Consider the following 18,262-nt stretch of genomic DNA (forward strand, 5'->3'; position numbering starts at 1 on the left):
TTTTTCCTCTTTTCTTTTTTCTCTTTTTTATTTCTTTATTCCTGTATTTCTTACGCTATTTCCCCTTCCCCTTTTCATCTCTTTGGCTTATGGGAAGCCATTAATACATCTTTACCGCTGATCGTGGTGAATAGAATTGTTGGAACTAAAGTAGTAAGTAACAGCCCACTTATTTCTTAATTAAGTACAGGTAAGTCAATAAAATCAAACGGATATAGTGTATTGATGATTATCTATTACTCCAGGGAATGTAACTGCTTGAGCTAAAGTAGTAAGTAACAGCTCACGTATTTTTTAATTAAGTGCAGGTAAGTCAATAAAATCAAATGGATATAGTGTATTGATGATTATCTATTACTCCAGAGAATGTAATCACTTGAGCCAAAGTAGTAAGTAACAACTCACTTGTTGAGGTGGGACGATGGCTGCTGGTGATGGTAGTGGGGTGGGGAGCTAGGAGGAGCAATGGAAGAAAAGCGGTTGTATTGGCGTCATGAATGGATGTTTTAGATACAAAGTAGTAAGTAACAGCTCACTTATTTCTTAATTAAATGTAGGTAAGTCAATAAAATCAAACGGATATAGTGTATTGATGATTATCTATTACTCCAGAGAATGTAATCACTCGAGCCAAAGTAGTAAGTAACAACTCACAGGTTATTTTGTGGAAAAGAGAATTTTAATAATATCACGTGAGTACTGTGGACTGGGTGTTTTTCCATCACGGTGATGAATGACATCGCTTGAGCCAAAGTAGTAAGTAACAGCTCACTTGTTTCTTAACTAAGTATAGTTAATTTCAATAAAATCAAATAAGTATATTGAGTCGACAATTATCTATTGCTGGGGGGAATGTAATTACTTGTGGTAAAGTAGTAAGTAACAGCTCACTTTTTATGGAAATATAAAAATATAGCTGGAAGGAAAGTAATAGAATGTAGAAAATAAGGTGGTAGTAATTTTCTAACTGATTAATTTTTATATAAAAATATGAGTTGGATTTATTGATAAAGAGAGTGGGTTAAATAAAAATTATCAATTATATTTATTGTTGAAGATAGGGCGGGAGAAAATATTAATTAATCTAACTTAAACTTAAACTTAAACTTAAACTTAAACTTAAACTTAAACTTAAACTTAAATCAATACTATTACTAAGTGGAGTTTAATAATATTACGTTTATTACTTGAATATTTATAATGCTACAAATAGATATAAATATTCTTCATAATTAAAAATGAAGATTAGAAAGTTAAATTATTCATAAAAATGTTATAAAACATATTTATTTAAAATCTAATAAAGGAAATTCTTCTAGTATCTTTTTGAACCACGGTGTGAAAATTTCAGGAGTAAGAACGATCTCTTGTCTTAATTGAGGAAGGCTTACCCATCTTACAGATGAGACTTCCTGTCTATTTGGTTGAATATATTGGTTATAATAACCAATAAAAATATGGTCATACTCATGTTCAATTAAGCCTCCCTGAACATCTGCTTTATAAATTAAGGAACCTATGTGCGTCAATGGAGTGACAAAACCTAATTCCTCTTGAAGCCTACGTTCAGCAGCTTTCTGAGTATCTTCATTTGGTCTAGGATGACTGCAGCAAGAATTTGCCCATTGTCCCGCTGAATGATACTTATGAAAAGCACGTTGTTGAATTAGTAGCTCATTTTTCTCATTAAAGATAAATACTGAGAATGCTCGATGTAAGTGACCGAGCTGATGTGCCAATAGCTTTGGCATAACCCCAATAGGTTGGTCATGCTCATCGACTAAAATTAATTCATCTTCCATTTATATTATTTTCCGTCATTAAATGATTGCTTTAGTTTAGTATAATTAAAAATATAAGTTTGCATATTAGAGCTGTTTAATTATAAATATAATTATTTTTAACTCACAGCTATCATAAGGTGATATAGCTGTGAGAGTAAAAATTATTTTTGTTGTAAAACCCAAACTGCAGCTTCAACTCTTGATTTTAAATTGAGTTTTTTTAGTAAATGTTTAACATGTACTTTTACTGTGCTTTCTGCAATATCGAGTTTACGAGCTATCATTTTATTTGATAAACCCTGAGAGATCAGTTCTAAAATATCGGCTTCTCTTGGTGTCAATGAAGCAATATTATTATCATCCTGTGTGGTGTTATCTCTTAGTGATTCAGCAAGCACAGATGCTAATGTTGGGCTGACAACTAACTTACCGCTTGCAGCTTCTTTAAGGGCTACGATAAGCTCTTCAGGCTCCATATCTTTTAGTAAATAACCATCGGCACCTCTTTTTAGTGCATTGACTAAATCATCACTATAATTAGAAACGGTAAAAAGAATAATTCTACCTGATAGCTCTCGCTTCCTAAGTTCATCGAGAGTTTCAAAACCATTCATGCCTGGCATGTTGAGGTCAAGTAAGATAAGGTCAGGATCTTGCTCTTCAGCGATCTGTATGCCAGTTTTACCATCTCCAGCTTCACCGATAACTTGCAATGAAGACTCCAAACTAATCAATTGTTTGACTCCATTTCTTAGCATCGGATGATCATCAATAAGTAGAATGGTTGATTTTTCGTTCACTATATTTGTATTTTCCATAGATGATTTTCCGGTATGTTAAGCGTCAGATAAAGGGAAGGTAACTTTTACCTCTGTTCCACCTTGAGGCCTAGGTGTAATACAACAATTTCCATTAAGGCTTAATGCTCTTTCTCTCATAATAATAAGCCCATAATGGTTAAGTTTATCAGTATTTGACGTGATCCCTGTACCATCGTCAGTAACTGTAATGGTAACAATACCATCATACTGGTTTAATGAAACCTCAGCCCACTTTGCATTAGCGTGTTTTAAAATATTAGTTAATGCTTCTCGGACTATTTGTATTATATGAATAGATTGATGCGGTGAAATACTTTTCGCGGGTAGGTCGTAATTTAAGCCTATTGTATACCCTGTGCGTTCACTAAATTCACTAATAGTACTTTCTAATGAGGGAAGTAAACCCGGTTCCATTAATTTAAGCCTAAATGTAGTTAATAATTCTCTTAACTGGCTATATGCGGTATTAATCTCGCTACGCATTTCTGTTAACAGTTGTTGAGGTTTTTCTGGTAATGGCTCTGGCTGTAATTGCAGATAGCTAATTTGCATTTTTAAACAAGATAAAGATTGAGCAATCGAGTCATGAAGTTCACGCGCAATTGCAGAGCGCTCATCCATGATAAGTAACTGTTGCTGTTGTTCTATCTGGTGCTCCATGGCTAACATACCAGAGATTTGTTTAGCTAAAACAGAAACGAGGCTATTTTGTTCATCTGAAAGTATTTGGTTATCTTCAATCTCTCCAATAATAATGCCATAACGATGCATATTGTCTGATAAATCCCACTGTAAGCTGAGCGGTTTTTCGATTGAAGCTTGTTGTTCTAGCTGCGTTGTATTCACTTCTGATAACCCGGTTGAATGGCAGCATATTTCGTGAAAATATGTTTCGTTGCTTTCTTCATACAACCGTAAACTGAGATTTTTGAGTATGGTAATATTTTCTAGTTCAATAAGGACTTTTTGTAATCGCAAGTAGAGAGGATCTGATGAATGAAGGATTTGGCTTGATTGATATAAGTATGATAACACTTTATTTTTTGTGATTAAGTCTGCAGTTTTCTCTGCAACCCTTTCTTCAAGCTGATGATAACTTAGCGCTAATTCATCCGACATTTGGTTCAGAGTTTCTCCTAGCGCATTTAGCTCATCTTGCCTATTATTTTTAGGGTAGCGTTGGCTAAAATCTTTTCGTCCAATCGCATTGACCATTGATAATAATTTAACCCATGGGTAATAAATTTTTCTTCTCAGGTGCCAGATGGTTCCCATCAGTAATAAGAATACTAAACTGATAAAAATCAGTTGTGTCATGGCAACATAAGCAATCTTTCTTTCCGTTTTCTCATCAATGTTATGAACTAATTCATCTAGTTTACTTACAAATGATATAACTTCGTATCTTGCATCATTAGGGGCATTTGCTTCCATTAATGAGGGTTTCAAGATATGTAGCCAGTAATTGTAGAGTTCATCAAATTGAGGCGTTAAATTTTCGATCTTTACAACTTGAGTCAGTTCTGGACTGATGAGGTCAGATTCTAATGCATCGAGATAACGCTGATTCTGGGTATTTAAAGGGACTAGAGAAAGTAATCTGTAGCTCTGCATTCGTAGTGAACCTGATTTATTTATTGCATGAGCATTACCTTGCACACTTATAATCATTCGATTGGAAATCGTCATCCCAATAATTCCTAAGATCGCAATAAGTAGCATTAGGCCGATCACTTGGTTAATGATTGAAAATCGACGATACAGCGTGGGCATGTGTCACTTCCTTAAAAAGTCGTGCTAGTGAACTTAAAATGCATACTTCTAGTATTGTTCATAAAGGTTTGAATATTAAATATACTACTTTGGTAGTAATTTTTGGGATTTATAACAGAATAGTAAATAGAAAATAAAATTCTCCGTTGAGTTTTATCGTGTTATTTATTGATATATAAGATTAAATTTTATTTTGCTGTGAGTGAATTTACGTATTATAGCGTAAATTAAAGATGAGTTTCTTTTGATTTAGATCAGTTTAAATATCGAAGTAAATCAATATGTAAACTAATATACATCGAAAGTATTTTTGATAATCATATCAATGATAGAAAGAAGGGCAGCCCTAATGGATAGAGCTACCTTTTTGTTTTAAGCTTTTTTTAATTTTTTGAATAGTGAGATTATCGCAACAAGGATTAGACCTGTTACTAGCCCAAAAAATAAATTAATTATAGTTGGTAGGATAAACTGCATAGTACTACCAATGATCGGTGTTAAGGTTGCAGTAAACGATATTTCGGTAATCCATTCTGAAATATAGCTGATACCGTGGGTTAGAATACCACCACCGACCATAAACATCGCGGCAGTCCCTACAACAGATAATGTTTTCATCAGATAAGGGGTTGCATAAATCAATGAATTACCAAATTTTTTTAATAAAGATGAAGTTTTCTTCTGTAAATAAAAGCCTAAGTCATCTAATTTGACAATCCCTGCAACTAAGCCATATACACCGATAGTCATTACGATAGCAATGATAGAGAGTACGGCCACTTGGTTGATAAAAGTGGTAGTGGAAACAATGCCTAGTGTGATAGCAATGATTTCGGCTGATAAAACAAAATCAGTACGAATAGCCCCTTTGATTTTTTTACTTTCAAATTCCTTAAGTTGTTCTTCTGATAACTGTAACTGGTTTTGGGAAACAGTATTTTTTACGTTAGAATGCAAGAGCTTATGAGTTATTTTTTCTGCGCCTTCAAAACAAAGGTAGGCCCCACCAACCATAAGTAGTGGTGTGATGGCCCAAGGAATAAAGGCACTGATTAATAACGCTAAAGGAACAAGTATTAATTTATTAATAAATGACCCTTTAGCGACGGACCAAACAACAGGGATCTCCCTATCTGCACGAACACCTGTGACTTGCTGGGCGTTTAGCGCGAGGTCATCACCTAAAACTCCAGAGGTTTTTTTTGCTGCCATTTTAGTCATGACGGAAACATCGTCTAGTACAGCGGCAATATCATCAAGTAAGGTGAGTAAGCTACTTCCAGCCACAAGGTTATCCTCAATATTTTTTTAAGGTGTCATTAATGTTTATTAGGTCAGTTAATGGATAATTAGTTCACTACAACATAAGCCATATTTACAAATAAGATAATCTCACTGCAGTTGAAAAGTCTGAATTTTGAATTATTAAATTTTTATGACAATGGAACCAATATGATTTTTTCGTTTCTAAACTATTAATTTTAGTAAAATAACATACAGTTATCTACTATCTTACTTTATGTTTGGTTTAATTATTTAGTTTATAAATAATTTTTAATAGATTGGTATAGGGTTATAATACATGTCTTCTCAGCCAGTTTTGAGTATTGTCGTTGCTGTATATAACGGTGAAAAATTTTTACCTCAGTTCTTTGATAGCTTAATCGCACAAAAATTAGAAAATTGGGAACTGATTGTTGTAAATGATGGCTCTAAAGATAAAAGTGAAGACATCATTAAGTCTTATGCAGATAAATTTGTACATTTGAAAGTGCTTTATCAAGAAAACCAAGGTGTCTCAGTTGCTCGCAATACAGGGATGGTTGAGGCCACCGGGAAATACATTACATTCCCTGATATTGATGATGAAATTAGCTCACAAATGTATGGGCGCTTATTAGAAATCGCATTATCAAATAATCTCGATGTTGCAACCTGTAATGGGACTTATGTTTACACTAATGGTGATGCCCCAAAGGCAATTTTTCCACCGAATAAAGTCCCGTCAACTGGTGTCATTTCAGGCCCTGAATGGCTTGAAATTGGCTTAAGCTCTCGCAAGTTTTTGCATGTAACTTGGCTGAATTTATATCGTTTAGACATGTTGCGCGAACACAAGTTTTTCTTTGAACCCAAATTACATCACCAAGACATTCCTTGGACAACAGAAGTGTTGCTCGTGGCAAAGCGCGTGCAATTCATCAATGAACAATACTATCGATATTTAATCCATAACCAATCTGTTTCTCACTCATTGAGTGGTGATGAACGTTCAGTCCGTAAGATAAAAACCTATTTGAAAATTATTGATATGCTGTTAAATATTTACCAGCGTTATCCTGAACAAGTTAAACAAGCACCGGCTTGTCTATGGCAGGTAGGAAAAGAAGGCTTAGGGGTGATTCAAGCGCTATTAGCTATCAAATCACCAGATGTACAGAAAGAAATGGTACAACTATTTTTTGATAAGGGTTATTGGCAAATTGTGTGGGCACATGCAACTACAGTAAAATTAAAATGGCGATTAATTAGGCGCTACACAAAGCTAAAAGAAATTATCAAATCATAATTTGCGGAAAAGGTAGCTATTCTTATAGGCTACCTTTTTTGTTTCTATTTTGCTAATTGCTTTAGAGAGGCAATAAACATATCCCATAACTGTGGGTTATCTAACTTTGTCGCAACTTGTGTGTGGCAATCTGCTTTAGCGGGGTGGCGAAAGTCAGTCACCGTCATACCCGTTGTTAAAGCGCCCTGTAGTTCGATATCAATCGGGGCTTTAATCGTTTCCATTATGGATGGGTCGATAACATAAGCAACAGCACATAGGTCATGAACAGGGGCATGGTCGGTATAGCCATTACGTCTGCGGTAACCAGCAGTGTAGTAATTTAGGGACTCAACAACAAAATCACTTACAGGTGTGTTTAACGCAGCAATTGTTTCCATTATTTGGTCGTCTGGCCTTGCTTGGTGTGTAAGGTCTAGCCCAATCATAGTGATAGGCCAAGTTTCATTAAATACGATATGAGCCGCTTCAGGGTCTATAAGGATATTGAACTCAGCGACTGCAGTACGGTTACCTGTATGGTAGCCTCCTCCCATTAATACCACTTCTTTGACTAACTCTACAATTTCAGGTGCTTTTCTTACTGCCAAAGCAATATTTGTGAGTCCTCCAATCGGGACGAGAGTCACCGTTTTAGGGGGATGTGACTTTAGCGTATCAATAATCAAGTCAACAGCATGGCGCGGATCAATAGGTAATTTAGGTTCGGGGAGGTGAGTGCCGTCAAGGCCTGTTGTACCGTGAACTTCTGGGGCTGTCTGAATGGTTCTCACGAGTGGTCGAGAGCAACCCGCAGCGATAGGGATATTATTTGCACTAACGAATTCCATAATTGCGCGTGCATTATGAGTGACTTTATCTAAAGTTTGGTTTCCAACGACAGTCGTTACCGCAAGTAACTCTATATTTGAATTGCCTAATGCTAAGAAAATTGCCATTGCATCATCATGGCCAGGGTCACAATCGATAATAATTTTATTTTTAGACATTATTTCTCCTTTTCTTAGGTTATTTACTTTTGATTAACATAATATAGGGATGAATTTATTTTTATGTGACGTAAGTTCTATTTTCATGAGTGCTAATGTAATGAAACTATTCATTAGGGTAACTAATGAGGAGTGATGTGATTAACATATTAATAACAATCGTGTTGAGTTTATAAAGATAATGTGTTCTTTATGTAGTTTTAAGCAATATAAATGAAACCGCCTAGAGGGTTTTTTATTAACGAGTTAATGATTGAGGAGGCAGAATGGAGAACTATCTAGAAAGATTACCTGATGTTATTGATTCTGTTGCAACTAATCAGTTTTACCCTAATTTATTATCATGGTTGTCTTCACTTATTGTATTTGATAATGCGATTGTTTACTCCTTTGAAAAAGGAGCGCCACCCCGATTTCTTTCCAAAGTAGAGCGCCGTAATAGCGATAGTATTAACAGAATCTATCAACGAGGTGCTTATTTAATGGACCCATTCTACCAAGAAATCCAAAGAGGAGGCGCTTCCAAAGTGTTAACACTAAAAGAACTCGCACCTAAAGGATTTTATCATACGGACTATTATCTCAATTTTTATCGCAAAACGGGGTGGTGCGATGAGGCTGGGCTGTTATTAGATATTTCAGATGATAGGCAATTAGGTATTTTTTTTGGTAATGAAGATAGGCCTTTTTTCTCGGAAAAATATACACAAGCGCCACTTAAAGATGCCTTCGATATCATTCGTAGTATGGTCAAACTTCATAAAGATATTTCTCCTTCTTCGGTGTCGAATCACTACCAAAATATCGATATGCAAACACGATTTGGCCTGACCCCCAGAGAGTGTGAAGTTGTCGAGTTAATTTTAGCGGGTAAAGGCTCACCACAAATTGCACAGGCGCTTTTCATTAGTTTAGGGACAGTGAAAAATCACCGTAAGAATATCTATCAAAAGTTAAGTATTAACTCACAAGTCGAATTATTTAACTTATTAATGAATAGGCTGAGTTAAGTACAAATTATCGTAATATATTGATTTAATATGGTTTTATGGGGTGCTGTCTTTTTTGTTATTACGTTATTTTTTTTGATTTTGTCTAGATGGTCTTAATGAACTAAAATTAATAAACAATATTGTTAATATGAGAATGGTTTGTTAATTGGTTGATTTTTTTGGTTGTTTAATATTTTTTGTGAATTTCGTTACTATTTAAATATTCTACTTGGCTCACATTTGTTAACTTTATGTTTCGAATGTCCCTAAAGGGCTATGTAATTGTTAATGTAAGGTTAAGATAATCGGGTTATCGAAAGATACTAAATAGGGTATCCATAATGAATAACCAAGTAGAATCATTGACTTACTATGCTGCAACTAAGAAGTATGACTTACGTTTTCCGACATTAAAGGAAGATCTTGATGTTGATGTCGTGATCATCGGTGGCGGCTTCTCCGGGATCCATACCGCACTAGAGCTATGTGAGAAAGGGATCACCAATATTGCTATTTTGGAAGGGCGTCATCTTGGCTATGGTGGTTCAGGGCGAAATGGCGGCCAAGTGATGGCAGGCATTGGTCATGATATCGATGCAATTAAAAAATATGTTGGGCCAGAGGGTTTAGAAACGATTTTTAAACTCAGTAATATGGGCGCGGGGATCATGCGTGATCGCATCGCTAAATATGATATTGATGCAGACTTTTGCCGTGGTTACGCATACTTAGGAAGCAACAAGCGCCAAGAAAAGACCTTACGTAACTGGTTAAAAGACTTCAAGTCAGTTGATCCTGATGAAGAAATTGAATTTTACAGTGGTTCAGAACTAAAACAGATTATTGGTTCCGATGCTTATACCTGTGGTATCAAGCACATGGGTGGTGGCCATGTCCACTCATTGAATTTATTATTGGGTGAAGCGAAAGCGATTAGTGAAATATATGGCGCTAAAATATTTGAAAATAGCCAAGTATTAAATGTGGAGTATGGTAATACCATCAAAGTTAGAACTGCGATGGGAACAGTTAAAGCACAGAAAATGCTATGGGCTTGTGACTCATTTCTAAATGGTCTTGAGCCGACGCTTTATCCTAAAACCATTAATACTTACGCATATCAATTAATGACTGAAGAATTGCCTGATGAATTAATTGAGCAAATTAGCCCAATCCGTGGTGCTTATAGTGATATTCGCCCCGTTATAGATTACTACCGAGTAACGAATGAAAATCGCTTATTATTCGGTAGTTCAACGCATTTTCTTGAATACATTCCATCTGATCTTAAAGCATGGAATCGTAATTTAATGCTAAAAGTCTTTCCTTACCTCAAAGATGTCAAAATTGAACTAGCTTGGGGTGGACCGATGGCATGTAGTGCAAATTTATTTCCACAAATTGGCTCATTACCACAACATAAAAATGTGTTTTATGCACAGGGCTATTCAGGTTTTGGTGTTACGCCTAGCCAGATTGTGTGCAAAGTCTTGGCTGAAGGGATGGTAGAAGGTTCTCATCGTTATGACTTAATGAGTTCTATCCCGCACGCCAATATTATTGGTAAAGATAGCATGCGTAATGTGATTGTTTCACTGGCAAAAATAATGCATCAGACATCCGGTTATTGGCAAGGTCGCCGCTAATTCGTTATCCACTTAACTAGTTTATTTAAATCGATTAAAGGTAAAAATTATGATCAGTCCATTACTGTTAAACAAACCACTGCCAGAACTATTAAATATTGGTAGTGTGACAAACTTAGGTTCTGTGGTTGTTGAAGGCGACCCTCAAGCGAGTGTTGCGATGATCCACGGTGAACCAACGGATAACCTGACCTGCGGTATTTTTGCTTGTACTAAAGGTAAGTTTAAAATGGTATATCCATTTGATGAAATGGCGACAGTTCACGAAGGTTCGGTGAAGTTAACGGATGTGAAAACCGGTGTGACGGTTGAATACCATAAAGGCGATACATGGTTTGCTGCGAAAGGTACTGAAGTTTTATGGGAAATTGAAACACCACGCTTCGTAAAACACTACTTAGCTTGTGTAAATGCCTAATTAATTTCTATTTAGTGGAGTGATAACAATGAGCGAGTTAAGCCTATTACCAGAAGTCAGTGAGTTTTTGAAGCGCCAGCACGGTCATTTTATCAACGGGTTACCGGTTTCTGGCAAGGGCGATACTTTTTTTGATGTTGTTAACCCAGCCACAGAACAGGTTATCGCGAAAGTAAAAGAAGGGACCTTAGCGGAAGTGGATGCCGCAATGAATGCAGCTCATACTGCGTTTAAAGGGGTTTGGGCAAATACCACACCAATGGAAAGAGGGAATTGCTTAAACCGCCTTGCTGACTTGCTTGAAAAGCACCTTGAAGAGTTAGCCCAGTTAGAGACGTTATGTTCAGGCAAAACCATTCAATTATCTCGTTTTCTTGAAGTGGGGTCATCTGCGCAGTTCTTGCGTTATTTTGCTGGTTGGGCGACAAAAATCAGCGGGGAAACGTTGAATGTTTCATTGCCTTCTTTTAATGGTGAGAAATATTCTGCATTTACCCAGCGTGAACCCGTTGGTGTTGTAGCTGGTATCATTCCTTGGAACTTTTCTATTATGATTTCCATTTGGAAATTAGCCGCGGCTTTAACATGCGGTTGTACGATTGTGTTGAAACCAAGTGAATTTACGCCACTAACTATGCTCAGAGTGGTGGAATTAGCAAAAGAGGCAGGGATCCCTGACGGTGTCATTAATATCGTGAATGGCGGTGGTCGTGAGGTTGGGCCCGCACTGATCCATCATCCGCTTTGTTCTAAAGTGACATTTACGGGGTCTGTACCGACTGGGCTGGCGGTAGGGCGTTCAGCGATGGAAGGTAAATTAACCCGAGTCACACTTGAACTTGGTGGGAAAAACGGCGCAGCATTCTTAGCTGACCTCTCGGTTGAAAAAATTGTTAATGGGATTATTGAAGCGGGATATCTAAATCAAGGACAAATTTGCGCAGCTGCTGAGCGGTTCTATATTCCCTCTAAATTGATGGATGAAGTATTAGCGGAACTAAAAACACGTTTGTCTGCGATGAAAGTGGGTTCTCCATTAGATGAAACAACCGAGATGGGGCCGCTGGCAAATAAAGCGCATTATGAAAAAATCTTAGCTTTGTTTGAAAAGGCTCGCGAAGAGGGTAGTGAAATTATTTATGGTGGCCAGCCAGTTGCAGGTGCTGGGTATTTTGTGCCTCCAACCATTATTCGTGCTAATAGCCCGGATGATGTATTGATGAAAGAGGAAACATTTGGGCCAATAGGGACTTTCTTGAGTTACGATGATGAAGAAGAACTTATTGAGATGATGAATAGCACTCCGTTTGGTTTAGCTGCGAGTTTATGGACAAATGATCTCAGTAAAGCAATGCGCATGATTTCACGCATTGAAGCGGGAACCGTATGGGTGAATATGCATACTTTCCTTGACCCCGCAGTGCCATTTGGTGGCATTAAGTCATCAGGTATTGGTCGTGAATTTGGTAGTGCCTTTATTGAGTATTACACAGAGTTAAAATCTGTCATGGTGCGTTATTAGTGTTCGATTTATATTTAATTAATCAACATTTCCCGGCCACCGTGCCGGGTTTTTTGTATTTTATAGCTATCGTTGCTTATTCGTGGTTATGATGAAAGCTCGTTATTATTCATTATGGGTAACAGTATGAAGAAAGTGTTGATTACAGGTGCTAGCCGAGGGATTGGTCGAGCTACAGCGATTAAATTGGGCAGCCTTGGTATGCATGTACTGATTAACTATAAAAATCACCAGCAAGCGGCTGATGAAGTTGTGCAAGAGATTCAATCTGCGGGGGGGATTGCAAATGCACTGCAATGTGATATCAGTGATGAAAATGATGTTGTTAAATTATTTGCAACCATCAAAGAACAATATGGTGACTTAGATTACTTAGTGAATAATGCCGGAATTTTATTTCAGCAGTGTCGTACAGAGATGCTGACTGCAGAGCGCATTAATCAGGTATTAGCCACGAATGTCACCGGATTACTGATTTGTTGTCGGGAGTTTATTAAACACGCCTACCATTTTAATCAATTCAAAGATAAAGCCATTGTGAATGTTTCATCTGCAGCTGCGCGTTTAGGTGCTGCAGGGGAATATATTGATTATGCCGCTTCTAAAGGCGCTGTAGATTCAATTACAAAAGGGTTATCACTTGAGCTTGCAGAAGTAGGAATACGTGTTAATGGCGTTCGACCCGGCTATATTTATACTCAAATGCACAAAGATGGCGGTGAGGAAGGTCGAGTTGACCGTGTTGCTTCGCAATTACCGATGAAAAGAGGGGGAGAACCACATGAGATTGCTGAAATCATCGTATGGCTGTTAAGTGGTGCATCTTCTTATGTTACAGGTTCAATTATTGATGCGGCGGGTGGCCGTTAGATTCATTATCATTTTTCTTGGCGAATGATAAACCCTGATGATACAAGCTCGGTGCGGTTTGTCACATTCGCTTTAGTGAAGATATTGCGTAAGTGAGTCTTCACTGTTGATAGTGAAACTCCCAATAATAAGGCAATTCGCTTATTACTTGCGCCTTCCCGTACTAAATGGATGATTTCTTGTTCTTTAGGGGTATAAGACACTAGCGAGTCGGGTAACACATCGAATGTCATTAGTTCAGCGACAGGCAAGATAGCATTTAATCGCATGATTTCTTGTTGGCTAAATGGGCTGTCTCGCAGTACCGAAATCCCCGCAATAATTTTATTTTTACGGCGAATAAATATTTCAGCCATATCAGTCATATTATTTGGCCGCATGAAATCATGGAAAAAAGCTTGATTTTGCTGGCATATTTCAGGGGCCATTCTCACTAAGCGTAAGTCATCACCGCGAAAATGGTCAGGGTGCAATGGGTCAAATTGGTGAAAGTAAGCGAGATACTCTTCGTGCATTTTTGCCGGGATCCCATGAAGAACATAGTTACCTGGCTGGCAATGATCATTCACGAGGTAATACACCAAAGCAGAAACTGGAATAATATGTGCAATGGTATTTAGGCAGCAATCAATTAATGTTTGTTGATGAGGCTCGAATAATGGTGAATTCATCATATTCCCTTGTGTATTAATCGAATTATTATCATGCCCCTTAATGTCATTAACATAAAGCAAACATATTAATAACGTGAGGTTGATAGCAGTATTTAAAACGCATAAAAACTCCACAAATATTGATTGGTAGCTTTTTGGTATCTTTAGAGGATTGTTTATTAATATATTAATGAGTTAATTGATTGCTACATATTGATATTACTTTAATTATTTTTATTTCCTCTCAAAGTGTGGGTACTTTTCGTGAGTTAAATTTTATTTCCCCTCTCTCTAGGTATCGTTCTTTAGAACGATAGCAGCCTATTTGGGCTTATTTCTATAGTGGATGTGTAGTTACTTTGTTTTTACAAAAAATTCACATTCATGGCTGGGTAGAGAGTGAGAGGGATGTAAAATGAATTTATCCTCAAAATTGTCGACACATTTAGAAAAAGGGAAAGTTGGCTTTCCGACCACATTGGCGAGTTCTGCCGGCTTGATTATGGCTAGCCCCGTTATTTTAACCGTTACGAGTGGATTCGGTATAGGTGGTGATACGTTTGCCCTAGCCGTGCTACTTAGCTTCATTATGATGCAAGCTCAGCTAACCACATTTTCGGAGGCTGCAGCCATTCTACCAACGTCAGGCTCAGTATATGACTATATCTCTTGTGGGATGGGGCGGTTTTGGGCGATAACTGGCGCGCTTTCGGCTTATTTGATTGTGCATGTGTTTGCAGGAACTGCCGAAACGATCCTTTCTGGAATTATGGCGCTTGTTAATTTTGAGCATCTCAATACTGTCTTAGAAACCAGTAATTCGTCTTGGATGGTCGGCGTGGGATTAGTTGTCGCGTTTGGGATTTTAAATGCATTCGGCATTGAAGCCTTTGGTAAGGTTGAGGTTGTACTGACATTCGCCATGTGGTCTACGTTAGTGATTTTTAGTGTGAGTGGTTTGATGCTGCCGTTTCATGTCGATATGGACGGCTGGTTTGGTCAGCCACTCAATACTGACCCAACATTGATTCTCAGCTTTGTTGGTATGGCGATGTTCATGTTTGTTGGGTGTGAGTTAGTGACACCAATGGCGCCTGAAATTAAAAATTCCGCTAAGGTGATCCCTCGCGCGATGACAACGGGCCTATTTTGTGTCGCGCTCTGTATGGTGTTATTCGGTGCAGCTTTAGCGAACCAAGTGGAAAATGTGGTCGTTGACCCGCAAACAGGCACACGTTTACTGGAAACACCAATGGCAATCCCTGCATTTGCTGAAATTGTGATGGGTGAGTTTGGGAAGTATTGGATAGGTGTCGCATTATTATTGGCTGGTGGAGCAACCATTAATACGTTAATGGCAGCGGTTCCTCGTATTCTTTATGGAATGGCGCTTGATGGGGCATTACCACGCATCTTTGCTTATTTACATCCACGTTTCAAAACCCCAGTATTCGGCATTTTAGTGGCCGTGATGATCCCGTGTTTGCATGCTTTTGCTATTCAAGGCGACCTTGACCGTATCATTCCATTGGTACTGGCGGCGGTGTGTTCTTGGGGAACGGCTTACTTGCTGGTAACGATTTCAGTGGTATTATTGCGTATTCGTCGTCCTGACTTACATCGTGCTTATCGTTCTCCTTTTTTCCCTATACCGCAAATTATTTCGAGTGTCGGAATTATTTTAGCTATTGTGTACATTACCCCACCGGGTATGAATAAATCGGATATCTATATTCCTTTTGCCATTATGTTAGGTTTAACCGCAGGGTATGCATTAATTTGGACCGTTTTCGTGCAGAAAGTTAACCCATTTAAACCCGTAGATGTTGAATCCGTTTTATCAAATTCCTTTGCCGATGAAGAAATGGAAGGAGGCCAACTTGAGCCATTACGTCATCTCGCCTAAACCGTCTTTGTGGGAAAAAATCGGTAAGCTCACTCAGCAACGTTTGCCTGCCGGATATCAAATAGGATTGACACTTAACCGTGTTGAAAAGGACATGGCGCCTTATCCATGTGAGTGGGGAGCGACCGGAGAGCTCCTTGTACAGCCTCAACCGGAGTTAACCATTGAGGTGACAGAGCGACCAAGAAAGTTGTTTCTTGCTTTCATTGTGTATAGCCGTTTTGCGGTGTCAGGCCAGTGCACAGATAATATCAATGCAAAAATTGAAGTAAAAACCCGAGGGAGTATAAAGAAAAAACATATCCATTTCGTCTCAAAACAAATGGATGGACAGAGAGTTATTGAATGGCTGAATGAATACCCCATTATTAGGCAAACATTAGAAGAGCTGGAATTTAATCATTGCGAAATAGAGTTTAGCCATGGTCGTTGGCGTTGTGAAATCGAGCCTTACACCGCATCAGAAATGGTGAGCCGTATTCCTGCGACTCGCCGTTATTTGAGATTAGTACAAAAACAACGCTATTATTTATTGAGTGCGCTGCAGTTAATTAACCAATTGGTGGAAAAACGTGCTGTGAGCCATTGAGTTTAAAAGAGTTTTTTGATAGTAATAATTATTATCAATTGACTCGCTGGAATTTGATGTGAAATCTTTGCCTCTTTTAGGTTGTATGTTGCTGTCATCTACTGCAATGGCAACGCATTCTGACTGCATGCGTTTATCTGAGCTTTCCTTTGTTGAAGGGCTGCATGATAGCGAGGGCCATAGTTGCTTATCTATTGAAGTATCACAGCAAGATTTTATAAAACAACGTGGTGAAGGCCTTTCCAAGGTCCTGTTATTGGACTCCAATAAACAGCCAGTGCGTGCATTGCAAGAGTATGGCTCGGTGCAAGAACCCCATAGCGCAGACTATGTCGTATCAGAAAATGGGGTTTATTATTTAGCATTGAATGGTGAGCCGGGTAAACCTTGGCAGTTAAAGTTTGATATCAGCGAGTACCAACCTTTAGCCATTAAGAAAGATAATGAACCTATTAGCCCGATGCTACAAAGTTTACTTGATGAACATTATCAAAATGGCGATACAAGCGCATTTTGGCATGCTGTCTCCGCGCAAGGAACACCACTGGTTGAGGTGTTTTCAAATCGACAAAAACGCGTGACATTTCTTTGGCGAGGCGCGAAAGCAAATGCTTATATTCTAGGGGCACCGTCGGGTAATCACGAAAGAATGGCCCACTTGGCGGGAACGGATATTTGGTATCGTTCTTTTATCATTCCTAATGATACGTTATCACAATATAAAATTGCACCGGATATCCCTTCTGTGCCTGAGGGCGGCTTTGCTCAACGTAAGGCGATTTTAGTCACTGCGCAGTCAGACCCTTATAATTCTCACGTTATTCCTTCGCAAAGCATAGATAAATATAACCGTTTTTCTTTGTTATCATTAGTACCGAATATACGCCAATGTCATTTCTCTGATGTAGAAAACAGGCAGATTAAAGGCCATTTAGAGACATTTACGTTAGCGAGTCAGGTATTAAAAAACGAAAGAAAAATAACGGTTTACCAGCCTAATATCCCAATGGAAACCCCAGCACTATTGGTGCTATTGGATGGCCAAATTTACCTGCAAAACTATCAAATGGATAAATTCTTTGATAAGTGGATGGATCAAGGGAGTTTCCCAGCGATGAATATTGTGTTTGTGGACAGCATCAATTCAGCGCGTCGTGGTGATGAGCTTCCTCCTAATGATGCGTTTCCTAAGTTGCTGGCGGATGAACTTATGCCTCAGCTCGCGGAAATGGGAATTCAAGCACCTGCAAGCCATACGATTATTGCAGGTTCCAGCTATGGAGGGCTTGGGGCGACATGGAATGCGTTACAGTACCCGGAAATTTTCGGTAATGTCATTAGCATGTCAGGATCTTACTGGTGGGCTCCGAAGGATAAAGACCCTGAATGGTTAATTCGTGAAATTGAAATGATGCCAACACAACCGATCCGTTTTTTCCTTGAGGCTGGCCTATTTGAACAGCGTGGTAGTTGGGGGGGAATTATTCAAAACCACTACCGGTTATTCGATGTTCTAAAACATAAAGGTTATCAAGTTGATGCCATTGAACTCCCTAGTGGGCACGACTACGTTTCTTGGTGTGAAACGCTTTATGAGGGAACAAACCAACTTGCGTCACAATGGTAAATAGCCCTAACGCTCATTCATAAAAAGCAGCTTATATTTAGCTGCTTTTTCACATTTATGACAAGCGTCTTCATTTCGCCATAAAAGCGTCATTCAACTGTCA

16 protein-coding genes are annotated in these 18,262 nt (G+C 38.3%); 10 read left to right on the top strand and 6 right to left on the bottom strand.

Annotation, left to right across the window (positions count from 1 at the left end; all coding sequences use genetic code 11):
• Positions 1-180 (top strand): hypothetical protein (locus tag PR809_RS18760; protein WP_272524634.1); only part of this gene is annotated, 180 nt, incomplete at its 5' end.
• Between the two features lie 1,106 nt (positions 181-1,286).
• On the opposite strand, the gene idi is transcribed toward PR809_RS18760, so the two are convergent.
• The 4 genes from idi to PR809_RS18780 all read right to left on the bottom strand — a co-directional run bounded on the left by idi (position 1,287) and on the right by PR809_RS18780 (position 5,665).
• On the bottom strand, positions 1,287-1,802 hold the full coding sequence (gene idi, locus PR809_RS18765) for an isopentenyl-diphosphate Delta-isomerase (protein WP_206277131.1): 516 nt from the start codon (positions 1,800-1,802) through the stop codon (positions 1,287-1,289).
• Positions 1,803-1,945: 143 nt separating this feature from the next.
• Positions 1,946-2,602, bottom strand: coding sequence for a two-component system response regulator NarL (narL, locus tag PR809_RS18770; RefSeq protein ID WP_102140311.1), 657 nt, complete (start codon positions 2,600-2,602; stop codon positions 1,946-1,948).
• An 18-nt stretch (positions 2,603-2,620) separates the two neighbouring features.
• Entirely contained in the window at positions 2,621-4,378 is a 1,758-nt protein-coding gene (gene narX / locus PR809_RS18775) for a nitrate/nitrite two-component system sensor histidine kinase NarX (RefSeq protein ID WP_206277132.1), read from the bottom strand.
• 372 nt (positions 4,379-4,750) lie between these two features.
• Entirely contained in the window at positions 4,751-5,665 is a 915-nt protein-coding gene (locus PR809_RS18780; RefSeq protein WP_206276347.1) for a DUF808 domain-containing protein, read from the bottom strand.
• Between the two features lie 295 nt (positions 5,666-5,960).
• Here PR809_RS18780 and PR809_RS18785 point away from each other — a divergent pair, with 295 nt between their 5' ends.
• Positions 5,961-6,947, top strand: a complete 987-nt coding sequence (locus PR809_RS18785; protein ID WP_102140308.1) for a glycosyltransferase — start codon at positions 5,961-5,963, stop codon at positions 6,945-6,947.
• A 44-nt stretch (positions 6,948-6,991) separates the two neighbouring features.
• On the opposite strand, the gene uriH is transcribed toward PR809_RS18785, so the two are convergent.
• Positions 6,992-7,936, bottom strand: coding sequence for a uridine-preferring nucleoside hydrolase UriH (gene uriH / locus PR809_RS18790; protein ID WP_166266548.1), 945 nt, complete (start codon positions 7,934-7,936; stop codon positions 6,992-6,994).
• 266 nt (positions 7,937-8,202) lie between these two features.
• Between uriH and PR809_RS18795 the strand changes: the two genes are divergently transcribed.
• The 5 genes from PR809_RS18795 to PR809_RS18815 all read left to right on the top strand — a co-directional run bounded on the left by PR809_RS18795 (position 8,203) and on the right by PR809_RS18815 (position 13,384).
• Positions 8,203-8,946: a helix-turn-helix transcriptional regulator gene (locus PR809_RS18795; RefSeq protein ID WP_195698168.1), complete on the top strand. Its 744-nt coding sequence runs from the start codon at positions 8,203-8,205 to the stop codon at positions 8,944-8,946.
• 323 nt (positions 8,947-9,269) lie between these two features.
• A complete protein-coding gene (locus PR809_RS18800; protein ID WP_166266552.1) occupies positions 9,270-10,574 on the top strand; it encodes an NAD(P)/FAD-dependent oxidoreductase in 1,305 nt (434 codons plus the stop codon).
• Between the two features lie 49 nt (positions 10,575-10,623).
• A complete protein-coding gene (locus tag PR809_RS18805; RefSeq protein WP_102140304.1) occupies positions 10,624-10,992 on the top strand; it encodes a cupin domain-containing protein in 369 nt (122 codons plus the stop codon).
• Positions 10,993-11,020: 28 nt separating this feature from the next.
• Positions 11,021-12,514 (top strand): aldehyde dehydrogenase family protein, encoded by a 1,494-nt coding sequence (locus tag PR809_RS18810; protein WP_102140303.1) that lies wholly within the window; start codon positions 11,021-11,023, stop codon positions 12,512-12,514.
• A 126-nt stretch (positions 12,515-12,640) separates the two neighbouring features.
• Positions 12,641-13,384 carry an SDR family oxidoreductase gene (locus tag PR809_RS18815; RefSeq protein WP_102140302.1) on the top strand — a complete coding sequence of 248 codons (744 nt, stop codon included), beginning with the start codon at positions 12,641-12,643 and terminating at the stop codon, positions 13,382-13,384.
• An 8-nt stretch (positions 13,385-13,392) separates the two neighbouring features.
• On the opposite strand, the gene PR809_RS18820 is transcribed toward PR809_RS18815, so the two are convergent.
• On the bottom strand, positions 13,393-14,055 hold the full coding sequence (locus PR809_RS18820) for a LuxR C-terminal-related transcriptional regulator (protein WP_166266788.1): 663 nt from the start codon (positions 14,053-14,055) through the stop codon (positions 13,393-13,395).
• Positions 14,056-14,452: 397 nt separating this feature from the next.
• Between PR809_RS18820 and PR809_RS18825 the strand changes: the two genes are divergently transcribed.
• Genes PR809_RS18825 through PR809_RS18835 form a run of 3 tightly spaced genes read left to right on the top strand, consistent with a single transcriptional unit; the run spans position 14,453 to position 18,159 of the window.
• Positions 14,453-15,943, top strand: coding sequence for an APC family permease (locus tag PR809_RS18825; RefSeq protein WP_206276348.1), 1,491 nt, complete (start codon positions 14,453-14,455; stop codon positions 15,941-15,943).
• A complete protein-coding gene (locus PR809_RS18830; RefSeq protein WP_241098681.1) occupies positions 15,918-16,532 on the top strand; it encodes a DUF3156 family protein in 615 nt (204 codons plus the stop codon). The genes PR809_RS18825 and PR809_RS18830 overlap by 26 nt, the downstream gene beginning before the upstream one ends.
• A gap of 58 nt (positions 16,533-16,590) precedes the next feature.
• Positions 16,591-18,159, top strand: a complete 1,569-nt coding sequence (locus PR809_RS18835) for an alpha/beta hydrolase-fold protein (RefSeq protein ID WP_272524639.1) — start codon at positions 16,591-16,593, stop codon at positions 18,157-18,159.
• Positions 18,160-18,262 lie beyond the last annotated feature (103 nt).

It is taken from the genome of Providencia sp. PROV201, assembly GCF_028479545.1.
Lineage (GTDB): Bacteria > Pseudomonadota > Gammaproteobacteria > Enterobacterales > Enterobacteriaceae > Providencia > Providencia huaxiensis.

Coding starts and splice junctions, on each gene's coding strand:
- PR809_RS18825 (WP_206276348.1), top strand. CDS start 14,453: ATGAATTTATCCTCAAAATTGTCGACACATTTAGAAAAAGGGAAAGTT.
- PR809_RS18785 (WP_102140308.1), top strand. CDS start 5,961: ATGTCTTCTCAGCCAGTTTTGAGTATTGTCGTTGCTGTATATAACGGT.
- PR809_RS18800 (WP_166266552.1), top strand. CDS start 9,270: ATGAATAACCAAGTAGAATCATTGACTTACTATGCTGCAACTAAGAAG.
- uriH (WP_166266548.1), bottom strand. CDS start 7,936: ATGTCTAAAAATAAAATTATTATCGATTGTGACCCTGGCCATGATGAT.
- PR809_RS18815 (WP_102140302.1), top strand. CDS start 12,641: ATGAAGAAAGTGTTGATTACAGGTGCTAGCCGAGGGATTGGTCGAGCT.
- narX (WP_206277132.1), bottom strand. CDS start 4,378: ATGCCCACGCTGTATCGTCGATTTTCAATCATTAACCAAGTGATCGGC.
- PR809_RS18795 (WP_195698168.1), top strand. CDS start 8,203: ATGGAGAACTATCTAGAAAGATTACCTGATGTTATTGATTCTGTTGCA.
- idi (WP_206277131.1), bottom strand. CDS start 1,802: ATGGAAGATGAATTAATTTTAGTCGATGAGCATGACCAACCTATTGGG.
- PR809_RS18805 (WP_102140304.1), top strand. CDS start 10,624: ATGATCAGTCCATTACTGTTAAACAAACCACTGCCAGAACTATTAAAT.
- narL (WP_102140311.1), bottom strand. CDS start 2,602: ATGGAAAATACAAATATAGTGAACGAAAAATCAACCATTCTACTTATT.
- PR809_RS18820 (WP_166266788.1), bottom strand. CDS start 14,055: ATGAATTCACCATTATTCGAGCCTCATCAACAAACATTAATTGATTGC.
- PR809_RS18810 (WP_102140303.1), top strand. CDS start 11,021: ATGAGCGAGTTAAGCCTATTACCAGAAGTCAGTGAGTTTTTGAAGCGC.